The sequence below is a fragment of the Streptomyces sp. NPDC006997 genome (assembly GCF_040635175.1).
Classification (GTDB): Bacteria; Actinomycetota; Actinomycetes; order Streptomycetales; family Streptomycetaceae; genus Streptomyces.
The window spans coordinates 99,887-112,325 of sequence record NZ_JBEYHH010000022.1; the positions used below are offsets into that span (position 1 = coordinate 99,887).

At 69.7% G+C, this 12,439-nt stretch carries 11 protein-coding genes; all 11 read left to right on the forward strand.

Translation table 11 applies throughout. From position 1 onward, the window contains the following. Positions 1 to 12: 12 nt before the first annotated feature. From ABZ659_RS22705 to nuoL, 11 genes are read left to right on the forward strand one after another with little or no spacing between them, the layout of a single operon-like run. Positions 13 to 567 carry an NADH-quinone oxidoreductase subunit B gene (locus ABZ659_RS22705; protein ID WP_189217821.1) on the forward strand — a complete coding sequence of 185 codons (555 nt, stop codon included), beginning with the start codon at positions 13 to 15 and terminating at the stop codon, positions 565 to 567. Beyond that, on the forward strand, positions 564 to 1,304 hold the full coding sequence (locus ABZ659_RS22710; RefSeq protein WP_360222985.1) for an NADH-quinone oxidoreductase subunit C: 741 nt from the start codon (positions 564 to 566) through the stop codon (positions 1,302 to 1,304). The genes ABZ659_RS22705 and ABZ659_RS22710 overlap by 4 nt, the downstream gene beginning before the upstream one ends. Continuing rightward, positions 1,301 to 2,623 (forward strand): NADH-quinone oxidoreductase subunit D, encoded by a 1,323-nt coding sequence (locus ABZ659_RS22715; protein ID WP_360222988.1) that lies wholly within the window; start codon positions 1,301 to 1,303, stop codon positions 2,621 to 2,623. Before ABZ659_RS22710 ends, ABZ659_RS22715 begins: the two co-directional genes overlap by 4 nt. Then, positions 2,620 to 3,489, forward strand: coding sequence for an NADH-quinone oxidoreductase subunit NuoE (gene nuoE / locus ABZ659_RS22720; protein WP_360222991.1), 870 nt, complete (start codon positions 2,620 to 2,622; stop codon positions 3,487 to 3,489). Before ABZ659_RS22715 ends, nuoE begins: the two co-directional genes overlap by 4 nt. Next, positions 3,486 to 4,838 (forward strand): NADH-quinone oxidoreductase subunit NuoF, encoded by a 1,353-nt coding sequence (gene nuoF / locus ABZ659_RS22725; RefSeq protein ID WP_360222994.1) that lies wholly within the window; start codon positions 3,486 to 3,488, stop codon positions 4,836 to 4,838. Before nuoE ends, nuoF begins: the two co-directional genes overlap by 4 nt. Further along, entirely contained in the window at positions 4,835 to 7,336 is a 2,502-nt protein-coding gene (locus ABZ659_RS22730) for an NADH-quinone oxidoreductase subunit G (RefSeq protein ID WP_360222997.1), read from the forward strand. The genes nuoF and ABZ659_RS22730 overlap by 4 nt, the downstream gene beginning before the upstream one ends. Next, a complete protein-coding gene (gene nuoH / locus ABZ659_RS22735) occupies positions 7,333 to 8,697 on the forward strand; it encodes an NADH-quinone oxidoreductase subunit NuoH (RefSeq protein ID WP_360223000.1) in 1,365 nt (454 codons plus the stop codon). Before ABZ659_RS22730 ends, nuoH begins: the two co-directional genes overlap by 4 nt. Continuing rightward, positions 8,690 to 9,337 carry an NADH-quinone oxidoreductase subunit NuoI gene (nuoI, locus tag ABZ659_RS22740; protein ID WP_360223003.1) on the forward strand — a complete coding sequence of 216 codons (648 nt, stop codon included), beginning with the start codon at positions 8,690 to 8,692 and terminating at the stop codon, positions 9,335 to 9,337. The genes nuoH and nuoI overlap by 8 nt, the downstream gene beginning before the upstream one ends. Beyond that, positions 9,337 to 10,179 (forward strand): NADH-quinone oxidoreductase subunit J, encoded by an 843-nt coding sequence (locus tag ABZ659_RS22745; RefSeq protein ID WP_360223006.1) that lies wholly within the window; start codon positions 9,337 to 9,339, stop codon positions 10,177 to 10,179. The genes nuoI and ABZ659_RS22745 overlap by 1 nt, the downstream gene beginning before the upstream one ends. After that, positions 10,176 to 10,475, forward strand: a complete 300-nt coding sequence (gene nuoK, locus ABZ659_RS22750) for an NADH-quinone oxidoreductase subunit NuoK (RefSeq protein WP_356061246.1) — start codon at positions 10,176 to 10,178, stop codon at positions 10,473 to 10,475. The genes ABZ659_RS22745 and nuoK overlap by 4 nt, the downstream gene beginning before the upstream one ends. Positions 10,476 to 10,490: 15 nt before the next feature. Then, a complete protein-coding gene (gene nuoL, locus ABZ659_RS22755; protein WP_360223010.1) occupies positions 10,491 to 12,437 on the forward strand; it encodes an NADH-quinone oxidoreductase subunit L in 1,947 nt (648 codons plus the stop codon). Positions 12,438 to 12,439: the final 2 nt, after the last annotated feature.

The window sequence follows — 12,439 nt, forward strand, 5'->3', positions numbered from 1 at the left end:
GGGGCCTAAGTCATGGGACTCGAAGAAAAGCTGCCGAGCGGATTCCTGCTGACCACCGTCGAGCAGGCCGCGGGCTGGGTGCGCAAGTCGTCGGTCTTCCCGGCCACCTTCGGCCTCGCCTGTTGTGCCATCGAGATGATGACCACCGGCGCCGGGCGGTACGACCTCGCGCGCTTCGGCATGGAGGTCTTCCGCGGCTCACCCCGCCAGGCGGACCTGATGATCGTCGCGGGCCGGGTCAGCCAGAAGATGGCGCCGGTGCTGCGGCAGGTCTACGACCAGATGCCGAACCCCAAGTGGGTGATCTCCATGGGCGTGTGCGCCTCCTCGGGCGGCATGTTCAACAACTACGCCATCGTCCAGGGCGTCGACCACGTCGTCCCGGTCGACATCTACCTCCCCGGCTGCCCGCCGCGCCCGGAGATGCTGATGGACGCCATCCTCAAGCTCCATCACAAGATCCAGCACTCCAAGCTCGGTGTGAACGCGGAGGAAGCGGCCCGCGAGGCGGAGGAGGCCGCGCTCAAGGCCCTGCCGACGATCGAGATGAAGGGGCTGCTGCGATGAGCGACGCCAACAGCGGCGAGGCCAATCCGGAGAAGGACCTCAGCGCATCCAACCTCCCCGGCCAGCGCGGCCAGGGCGGCGAGGAGATCCGCGTCCAGCGCGGCATGTTCGGCGCCAACAACGGCGGCGACACCTCCGGCTACGGCGGCCTGGTCCGCTCGGTACGGCTCCCGGGACCGTCCGCCCGCCCCTACGGCGGCTGGTTCGACGAGGTCGCCGACGAACTGGAGGGCGCCCTGGAGGAACAGGGACTCCTGCCCGCCAACGCCTTCGAGAAGACGGTCGTCGACCGCGGCGAACTCACCTTCCACGTGGAACGCGAGCACCTGGTCCGCGTCGCCCGCACCCTGCGCGACGACCCCGCGCTCCGCTTCGAGCTGTGCACGGGCGTCAGCGGCGTCCACTACCCGCACGACAAGGGCCGCGAGCTGCACGCCGTCTACCACCTGCGCTCGATCACCCACAACCGGCTGATCCGCCTGGAGGTCAGCGCCCCGGACGCCGATCCCCACATCCCGTCCCTGGTCGCCGTCTACCCGACGAACGACTGGCACGAGCGCGAGACCTACGACTTCTTCGGCATCGTCTTCGACGGTCACCCGGCCCTGACGCGGATCATGATGCCGGACGACTGGCAGGGCCACCCACAGCGCAAGGACTACTCCCTCGGCGGCATCCCCGTCGAGTACAAGGGCGCCCAGATCCCGGCTCCGGACCAGCGGAGGTCGTACTCATGAGCACTTCCCACGCCTCCCCCCGGGAGACCACCGAAGGCACCGTCTACACGGTCACCGGCGGCGACTGGGACGAGGTCGTCCAGTCCGCGGCCCGTGCCGACGACGAGCGCATCGTCGTCAACATGGGACCCCAGCACCCCTCCACCCACGGAGTGCTGCGCCTCATCCTGGAGATCGACGGCGAGACGGTCACCGAGGCCCGCTGCGGCATCGGCTATCTGCACACCGGCATCGAGAAGAACCTCGAGTACCGCACGTGGACGCAGGGCACCACCTTCGTCACGCGCATGGATTACCTGACGTCCTTCTTCAACGAGACCGGCTACTGCCTCGCCGTCGAGAAACTCCTCGGCATCGAGGACCAGGTCCCCGACCGCGCCACCCTCATCCGGGTGCTCCTGATGGAGCTGAACCGGCTCTCCTCGCACCTGGTGTGCATCGCCACCGGCGGCATGGAACTCGGCGCCACCACGATCATGATCTACGGATTCCGTGATCGTGAAATGATTCTCGACATCTACGAGCTGATCACGGGCCTGCGGATGAACCACGCGTACATCCGGCCCGGCGGACTCGCCCAGGACCTGCCGCCCGGCGCGGTGGACCACATCCGCGAGTTCGTGAAGAAGATGAAGAAGAACCTCCCGGAGTACGACAAGCTCGCCACCGGGAACCCCATCTTCAAGGCCCGTATGCAGGACGTCGGCTACCTCGACCTGACGGGCTGCATGGCCCTCGGGGTCACCGGGCCCATGCTGCGCTCCACCGGCCTGCCGCACGACCTGCGCAAGACCCAGCCGTACTGCGGGTACGAGACCTTCGACTTCGAGGTCCCGACCGCCGACACCTGCGACGCCTACGGCCGCTTCCTGATCCGCCTGGAGGAGATGCGCCAGTCGCTCAGGATCGTCGAGCAGTGCCTGGACCGGCTGGAGCCCGGGCCGGTCATGGTCCCCGACAAGAAGATCGCCTGGCCCGCCCAGCTCGCCATGGGACCGGACGGACTGGGCAACTCCCTGGACCACATCAAGAAGATCATGGGCACCTCCATGGAGGCCCTGATCCACCACTTCAAGCTGGTGACCGAGGGCTTCCGCGTCCCGCCGGGACAGGCGTACGCGGCGGTCGAGTCACCCAAGGGCGAACTCGGCGTCCACGCCGTCTCCGACGGCGGCACCCGCCCCTACCGGGTCCACTTCCGTGACCCCTCCTTCACCAACCTTCAGGCCATGGCGGCGATGTGCGAGGGCGGCCAGGTCGCCGACGTCATCGTCGCCGTGGCCTCCATCGACCCCGTGATGGGAGGCGTCGACCGGTGACCACCTCTTCTTCGGAGCGGGGCGTCAGCCTGGGCATGCCGCAACTGCCCGCGCCCGGCTACCCGGACGACGTCCGCACCCGGCTGGAGCGGGACGCGCGCGAGATCATCGCCCGCTACCCCGACTCCCGGTCCGCCCTCCTGCCGATGCTGCACCTCGTGCAGTCGGAGGAGGGCCACGTCACGCGCACCGGGATGCAGTTCTGCGCGGACGTGCTCGACCTGACCACCGCCGAGGTGACCGCCGTCGCCACCTTCTACACGATGTACCGGCGCCGGCCGAGCGGCGACTACCAGGTCGGGGTGTGCACCAACACCCTGTGCGCGGTGATGGGCGGCGACGCGATCTTCGAGGCGCTCCAGGAGCACCTCGGCGTCGGCAACGGCGAGACCACCGACGACGGCAAGGTCACCCTGGAGCACATCGAGTGCAACGCGGCCTGTGACTACGCGCCCGTCGTGATGGTCAACTGGGAGTTCTTCGACAACCAGGACGTGGAGAGCGCCAAGCGCCTCGTGGACGACCTGCGCACCGGAGGCGAGGTCACCCCCACGCGCGGGGCGCCGCTGTGCACCTTCAAGGAGACCGCCCGGATCCTGGCGGGCTTCCCCGACGAGCGGGACGGCGCCGCCGAGGCGACCGGAAGCGCGGGACCCGCCTCACTGATCGGCCTCAAGATCGCCAAGGGCGAGGCGGCACCCGCGCGGGTCGTACACCCGCGGGACGCCGGAGCCCGCGAGGAGACCCGGGACAAGGTGCACGAGCCGTCGCCCGCCGAGCACCTCAGTTCGCATGACGCGCCGCAGGACACATCGGCCTCCGACCCCTCCAACCCGGCGGGGCCCGTCGCCGAGGAGGGGGAGTGATGACCTTGGCACCCGAGCTGAAAGACACCAGCCCCGAGAAGCTGCTCGCACCCGTGCTGTCGGCCTTCTGGGACGAGGACAGGTCCTGGACGCTGGACGTGTACCGAAGGCACGAGGGATACGAGGGACTCCGCAAGGCGCTGGCCATGTCGCCCGACGACGTGATCGCGTACGTCAAGGACTCCGGGCTGCGCGGGCGCGGCGGCGCGGGATTCCCCACCGGAATGAAGTGGCAGTTCATTCCCCAGGGGGATGGAAAGCCGCACTATCTAGTTGTCAACGCCGACGAATCAGAGCCCGGAACGTGCAAGGACATCCCGCTCCTCTTCGCGAACCCGCATAGCCTCATCGAGGGCATTGTCATCGCCTGTTATGCCATCCGGTCTTCTCATGCCTTCATCTATCTGCGTGGCGAAGTGGTCCCCGTGCTGCGGCGGTTGCACACGGCCGTGAGCGAGGCCTATGCGGCCGGCTACCTGGGCAAGAACGTCCTCGGTAGCGGCCTCGATCTCGATCTCACCGTGCACGCGGGCGCTGGCGCGTACATCTGCGGTGAGGAGACCGCACTGCTCGACTCGCTCGAAGGCCGCCGCGGGCAGCCGCGGCTCCGTCCCCCCTTTCCTGCGGTCGCGGGCCTCTACGCGTGCCCGACTGTGGTGAATAACGTCGAGTCGATCGCGTCAGTTCCCGCCATCATGAAGAACGGCAAGGAATGGTTCAGGTCGATGGGCAGCGAGAAGTCCCCGGGCTTCACGCTCTACTCGCTCAGCGGCCATGTCGCCAACCCCGGCCAGTACGAGGGGCCGCTCGGCCTCACCCTGCGCCAGCTCCTGGAGATGGGCGGCGGCATGAGGCCGGGCCACCGGCTGAAGTTCTGGACCCCCGGCGGCTCCTCGACCCCGATGTTCACCGACGAGCACCTGGACGTCCCCCTCGACTACGAAGGGGTGAGCGCCGCGGGTTCCATGCTCGGCACGAAGGCGCTCCAGTGCTTCGACGAGACGACCTGCGTGGTGCGCGCCGTGACGCGCTGGACCGAGTTCTACGCCCACGAGTCCTGCGGCAAGTGCACACCCTGCCGCGAGGGCACCTACTGGCTCGTCCAGCTGATGCGTGACATCGAGGCCGGGAAGGGTCAGATGTCCGACCTCGACAAGCTGAACGACATCGCCGACAACATCAACGGCAAGGCGTTCTGCGCCCTCGGCGACGGCGCCGCCGCGCCGATCTTCTCCTCGCTGAAGTACTTCCGTGAGGAGTACGAGCAGCACATCACGGGCCGTGGCTGCCCCTTCGACCCGGCCAAGTCGACGGCCTGGGCCGACCACCGTACGGAGGTGAACGCATGACAGTGACCACCAGCGCTCCCTCCGGCGGGGGCGAGGCCGCCCGCCCGCCGGAAGACCTCGTGACGCTGACGATCGACGGCGCCGAGGTCAGCGTGCCCAAGGGCACCCTGGTCATCCGGGCCGCCGAACAGCTCGGCATCGAGATCCCCCGGTTCTGCGACCACCCCCTCCTCGAGCCGGCGGGCGCCTGCCGCCAGTGCATCGTCGAGGTCGAGGGCCAGCGCAAGCCGATGGCGTCCTGCACCATCACCTGCACCGACGGCATGGTCGTCAAGACCCAGCTCAGCTCGCCGGTCGCGGAGAAGGCCCAGAAGGGTGTGATGGAGCTGCTGCTCATCAACCACCCGCTGGACTGCCCCGTCTGCGACAAGGGCGGCGAGTGCCCGCTGCAGAACCAGGCGATGTCGCACGGCAACGCCGAGTCCCGCTTCGACGGCAGGAAGCGCACGTTCGCCAAGCCCGTGCCGATCTCCACACAGGTGCTGCTCGACCGGGAGCGGTGCGTGCTGTGCGCCCGCTGCACCCGGTTCTCCAACCAGGTCGCGGGCGACCCGATGATCGAGCTGCTGGAACGGGGCGCGCTCCAGCAGGTCGGCACCGGCGAGGGCGACCCGTTCGAGTCGTACTTCTCCGGCAACACCATCCAGATCTGCCCGGTCGGCGCGCTCACCTCGGCGGCGTACCGGTTCCGCTCCCGCCCCTTCGACCTGATCTCCTCGCCGTCGGTGTGCGAGCACTGCTCCGGCGGCTGCGCGACCCGCACCGACCACCGGCGCGGCAAGGTGATGCGGCGGCTCGCCGCCAACGAGCCCGAGGTCAACGAGGAGTGGATCTGCGACAAGGGACGCTTCGCGTTCCGGTACGCACAGCAGAAGGACCGCCTCGAGACACCGTTGGTGCGCAACGCCGAGGGTGAGCTGGAGGCGGCGTCCTGGCCGGACGCGCTGCAGATCGCCGCGCAGGGCCTGCTGGCCTCGCGGGGCCGCACCGGAGTGCTGACCGGCGGTCGCCTCACCGTCGAGGACGCCTACGCGTACAGCAAGTTCGCGCGGGTGGCGCTCGACACCAACGACATCGACTTCCGCGCGCGCGTGCACAGCGCCGAGGAGGCCGACTTCCTCGCCGCGCGCGTCGCCGGCCGCGGTCGCGACCTCGACGGTACGGGCGTCACGTACACGGCGCTGGAGAAGGCGCCCGCCGTGCTGCTGGTCGGCTTCGAGTCGGAGGAGGAGGCGCCCGGCGTCTTCCTGCGGCTGCGCAAGGCGTGGCGCAAGCACGGGCAGCGGGTGTTCTCACTGGCCACGCACGCCACCCGGGGCCTTGAGAAGGCGGGCGGCACGCTGCTCCCCGCCGCCCCGGGCACGGAGGCCGAGTGGCTGGACGCGCTGGCGGGCGGTGTCGGCCTGGAGAACGACGGCGCGGTCGCCGCGGAGGCGCTGCGCGCCGAGGGCGCGGTGATCGCCGTCGGTGAGCGGCTGGCCGCCGTGAAGGGCGGGCTCACCGCCGCCGTACGGGCCGCGTCCGCGACCGGTGCGCGGCTGGTGTGGATCCCGCGGCGGGCCGGGGAGCGCGGCGCCGTCGAGGCGGGCGCGCTGCCGTCGCTGCTGCCGGGCGGGCGCCCGGCGACCGACCCGCGCGCGCGTGAGGAGGTCGCCGCCGTCTGGGGCGTCGCGGACCTGCCGCACAGCTACGGCCGCGACACCGGCCAGATCATCGAGGCCGCCGCCACCGGCGAGCTGCAGGCCCTGCTGGTGGCCGGGGTGGAGGTCGCGGACCTGCCGGATCCGGCACGCGCGCGTGAGGCGCTCGCCGAGGCCGGGTTCGTGGTCTCGCTCGAACTGCGGCCCAGCGAGGTGACCGAACTCGCGGACGTCGTCCTGCCGGTCGCCGCGGTCGCCGAGAAGGCGGGCACCTTCCTCAACTGGGAGGGCAGGGCGCGCTTCTTCGAGGCTGCGCTCAAGCCCGAGCACACCCCGCGCAGGCTGAGCGCCGACGCGCGGGTGCTCCAGATGCTGGCCGACGCCATGGACGTCCACCTGGGCCTGCCGGACCTGCGGACCGTGCGCGCCGAACTGGACCGGCTCGGCGCCTGGGAGGGGCCGCGGGCCACCGACCCGCTGGAGACGGCGGGCGGGCTGCCGCGACCGGCCGTCGGCGAGGCGGTTCTCGCCGGGCACCGGCTGCTGCTCGACCAGGGCGTCCTCCAGGAGGGCGACGAGGCGCTCGCCGGGACCCGGCACGCCGCGCACGCGCGCGTGTCGGCCGCCACGGCCGTCGAGGCGGGCGTCGAGGACGGCGGCGTGATCGCCGTGACCGGCCCCGCCGGGACCGTCGAACTCCGGCTGGAGGTCACCGAGATGCCCGACCGTGTGGTCTGGCTGCCGCTGAACTCCGTCGGCGGGGGCGTCGCCTCCGACACCGGCGCCCGGCCCGGCTCGCTCGTCCGCATCGGCCCGGCGACCGACGCCGCCGAAGCCCTCAAGGAGGTGGAGGCATGAGCCCGTACCTGGCTGCTGAGGACCTCTCGCTGTTCGGCACCGATCCGTGGTGGCTCGTCGTCACCAAGGCGGTGTTCTGCTTCGCCTTCGTCTTGGTGTCCGTGCTGTTCGCCATCGTCTGGGAGCGCAAGGTCGTCGCCTGGATGCAGTTGCGCGTCGGGCCCAACCGGCACGGCCCCTGGGGAATGCTCCAGTCACTCGCCGATGGCATCAAGCTCATGCTGAAGGAGGACCTGATCGTCCGCCGTGCGGACAAGGTGGTCTTCGTCCTCGCGCCGATCGTGGCGACGGTCCCGGCCTTCATGGCGATCGCGGTGATCCCTTTCGGCCCGGCCGGGAACGAGGTCTCGATCTTCGGCCAGCGCACCACGATGCAGCTCACGGACCTGCCGATCGCGATGCTCTACATCCTCGCGGTCGCCTCGGTCGGCATCTACGGCATCGTGCTGGCGGGCTGGAGCTCCGGCTCCACCTACCCGCTCCTGGGGGGCCTGCGCTCGTGCGCGCAGATGATCTCCTACGAGATCGCCATGGGCGCCGCCTTCGCCTCCGTCTTCCTGTACTCGGGGACGATGTCGACCTCGGCGATCGTCGAGGCGCAGGAGGACCGCTGGTACGTGATCCTGTTGCCGGTCTCCTTCCTGATCTACATCGTGACGATGGTCGGTGAGGTCAACCGCGCCCCGTTCGACATGCCGGAGTCCGAGGGCGACCTCGTGGGCGGCTTCAACACCGAGTACTCGTCCATCAAGTTCGCGATGTTCATGCTTGCCGAGTACGCGAACATGATCACGGTGTCGGCGGTGGCCACGACGCTCTTCCTGGGCGGCTGGCGGGCGCCCTGGCCGGTCAGCACCTTCTGGGAGGGAGCGAACCACGGCTGGTGGCCGATGCTCTGGTTCGTCCTCAAGGTGCAGCTCCTGCTGTTCTTCTTCATCTGGCTGCGCGGCTCCCTGCCCCGGGTCCGCTACGACCAGCTCATGAAGCTCGGCTGGAAGGTCCTCATCCCCGTCTCCCTGGTCTGGCTGATGCTGGTCGCCACCGTGCGGACCCTGCGGAACGAGAACTACGACTTCACCGACATCGCCCTCTACGTCGGCGGCGGTGTGCTCGTCCTGCTGCTGCTGTCCTTCGTCGCGGACATGTTCCGCGACCGCGGCAAGGCGGAGCGGGAGGAGCCCGCCGGACCGCCCGGCTTCGACCCGATGGCGGGCGGGTTCCCCGTGCCGCCCATGCCGGGGCAGGAGCTGCCGCCGGTGCCCAGGCGCCGCCCCCGCCACGAGCGCGAGTTGATTGTCAGTGGTGGGACGGATACTGCCAGTGACGGATCTCTGGATGGAAAGGAGGCGTCCGATGGCTGAGGAGCCCCAGGAGGCCGGGCAGACGAAGCCCGGGTTCATGAACCCCGTGGCCGGTTTCGGCGTGACCTTCAAGGCCATGTTCAAGAAGCGGCTGACCGAGCAGTACCCCGAACAGGAGAAGACCACCGCCCCACGGTTCCACGGACGGCACCAGCTCAACCGCCATCCGGACGGCCTGGAGAAGTGCGTGGGCTGTGAGCTGTGCGCCTGGGCGTGCCCGGCCGACGCGATCTACGTCGAGGGCGCGGACAACACCGACGAGGAGCGCTACTCGCCGGGCGAGCGGTACGGCCGCGTCTACCAGATCAACTACGCCCGCTGCATCCTGTGCGGTCTGTGCATCGAGGCATGCCCCACGCGCGCGCTCACGATGACCAACGAGTTCGAGCTGGCCGACTCCAGCCGCGCCAACCTCATCTACACCAAGGAGCAGCTGCTCGCCGGCCTTGAGGAGGGCATGGTCGACAGCCCGCACGCGATCTACCCCGGCATGGACGAGCAGGACTACTACCGGGGCCTGGTCACCGAGGCCGCCCCCGGCACGGTCCCGCAGCCGGCCGTCTCCAAGGGGGAGGCCCCGCAGGAAGCCGCCGCCACCTCCGGCACGGACGAACCGGCGTCGCAGGAGGTGATCGGCTGATGACCGGGCAGCTCGCCGCCTACTCCACCTCCACCGGGGAGGCGGTCCAGTTCTGGATCCTCGGCACCGTCGCCGTGCTCGGCGCCCTGGCCACCGTCTTCATGAAGAAGGCCGTGCACAGCGCGCTCTGCCTCGCCGGGACCATGATCATCCTGGCGGTGTTCTACCTCGCCAACGGCGCCTACTTCCTGGGCATCGTGCAGATCGTCGTCTACACCGGCGCGATCATGATGCTGTTCCTGTTCGTGGTGATGCTGGTCGGTGTCACCGCGGCGGACTCCCTGAAGGAGACCATCAAGGGCCAGCGCTGGGTGGCCCTGGTGTGCGGGCTCGGCTTCGGCGTCCTGCTCGTCGGCGGCATCGGCAACGCCTCCCTGAGCGAGTTCAACGGCCTCGCCACGGCGAACGCCAACGGCAACGTGGAGGGGCTGGCGTCCCTCATCTTCACGAAGTACGTCTTCGCCTTCGAGCTGACCGGCGCCCTGCTGATCACGGCGGCCGTCGGCGCGATGGTGCTCACCCACCGCGAGCGCACCGAGCGCGCCAAGACCCAGCGGGAGCTGGCCGAGGAGCGCGTGCGCGAGGGCAAGCACCTCCCGCCGCTGCCCGCCCCCGGCGTCTACGCCCGGCACAACGCCGTGGACATCGCCGGTCTGCTCCCCGACGGCACCCCGTCCGAGCTGACGGTCAGCAAGACGCTCCGGGAGCGCGGCCAGATCCGGGACGTGTCGACGGAGGCGCTCAACGACCTGCGGGCGCTGGAACAGCGCGCGGCAGAGCGCCTGGAGCGGACCGCGATCGAACCGGCGACCTTCAAGCGGGCCGAGGAGGCATCGAAGTGAACCCGGTCAACTACCTCTATCTCGCGGCCCTGCTGTTCACGATCGGCGCCACCGGCGTGCTGATCAGGCGGAACGCGATCGTGCTGTTCATGTGCGTGGAGCTGATGCTCAACGCCTGCAACCTCGCGTTCGTCGCGTTCTCCCGGATGCACGGCAATCTCGACGGCCAGATCATCGCCTTCTTCACGATGGTCGTCGCCGCCGCGGAGGTCGTGGTCGGACTCGCGATCATCGTCTCGGTGTTCCGCGCCCGCCACTCGGCCTCGGTCGACGACGCCAGCCTGATGAAGCTGTAAGGGGTCGGAAGAATCGTGGAGAACCTGATTGCGCTGCTGGTCGCGGCGCCCCTGCTCGGAGCGGCCGTCCTGCTGTGCGGCGGCCGGCGGCTCGACGCCGTCGGCCACTGGCTCGGCACCGCCCTCGCGGCCGTCTCCTTCGGGATCGGCCTCGTCCTCTTCGGCGACCTGCTCGGCAAGGGCGCCGAGGAACGGACGCTCACACAGCACCTGTTCAGCTGGATCCCCGTCGAGGGCTTCCAGGCCGACGTCGCCTTCCGGCTCGACCAGCTGTCGATGACGTTCGTGCTGCTGATCACCGGCGTCGGCTCGCTGATCCACCTGTACTCGGTCGGGTACATGGAGCACGACGAGCGGCGCCGCCGCTTCTTCGGCTACCTGAACCTGTTCCTCGCGGCGATGCTGCTGCTCGTCCTCGCCGACAACTACCTGCTGCTGTACGTCGGCTGGGAGGGCGTCGGTCTCGCCTCCTACCTGCTCATCGGCTTCTGGCAGCACAAGCCCAGCGCCGCGACCGCCGCGAAGAAGGCGTTCCTGGTCAACCGCGTCGGTGACGTCGGCCTGTCCATCGCGATCATGCTGATGTTCACCACCTTCGGCACCTTCGCCTTCGGACCGGTGCTGGACAGCGTGGGGGAGACCTCCGAGGGCACCCTCACCGCGATCGGCCTGATGCTGCTGCTCGCCGCGTGCGGCAAGTCCGCCCAGGTGCCGCTCCAGTCCTGGCTCGGGGACGCGATGGAGGGCCCGACGCCGGTCTCCGCGCTGATCCACGCCGCGACGATGGTCACCGCGGGCGTGTACCTGATCGTCCGCTCCGGAGCGATCTTCAACGCCGCGCCGGACGCGCAACTCGTCGTCACCATCGTCGGCGCGGTCACGCTGCTGTTCGGTGCGATCGTCGGTTGCGCGAAGGACGACATCAAGAAGGCGCTGGCCGGTTCGACGATGTCGCAGATCGGCTACATGATCCTGGCCGCGGGCCTCGGCCCCATCGGCTACGTCTTCGCGATCATGCACCTGGTGACGCACGGCTTCTTCAAGGCCGGTCTGTTCCTCGGCGCCGGTTCGGTCATGCACGGCATGAACGACGAGGTCGACATGCGCCGCTACGGCGGCCTGCGCAAGTACATGCCGGTCACCTTCGTCACCTTCGGCCTCGGCTACCTCGCCATCATCGGCTTCCCTGGCCTGTCCGGCTTCTTCTCCAAGGACAAGATCATCGAGGCGGCGTTCGCCAAGGGCGGCACCGAGGGCTGGATCCTCGGCTCCGTCGCCCTGCTGGGCGCCGCGATCACCGCGTACTACATGACGCGCGTGATGCTGATGACGTTCTTCGGCGAGGAGCGCTGGCGCAACGCCCCGACGCCGTCCCCGGCGGAGCCGAGCGTGGAGCCCGCCGCCGAGACCCGCGGTGCGTACGAGGCACCGCACCCGCACGAGTCCCCCAAGGTCATGACGATCCCGATGATCGTGCTGGCCGTCGGCTCGGTCGCGGGCGGCGCGTTCTTCAGCATCGGTGACCGCTTCCTGCACTGGCTGGAGCCGGTCACCGGCCACGACCACGGGCACGCCCCGATCGGCGCGGCCACCGTCACCGCCGCGACCGTCGCCTGCATGGTCGTCGGCGTGGCGCTCGCGTGGGCGCAGTACGGGCGCCGACCGGTCCCGGCCGTCGCCCCGCGCGGGTCGCTGCTCACCCGGGCCGCCCGGCGTGACCTGCTCCAGGACGACTTCAACCACGTCGTCCTGGTACGCGGCGGAGAGCACCTCACCCGCTCCCTGGTGTACGTCGACCACACCCTGGTCGACGGAGTCGTCAACGGCACGGCGGCCTCGGTCGGCGGCCTCTCGGGACGGCTGCGCAGGCTCCAGAACGGCTTCGCGCGGTCGTACGCGGTCTCGATGTTCGGCGGTGCGGCGGTCCTGGTCGCCGCGACCCTGCTGATGAGGGCGGTCTGATA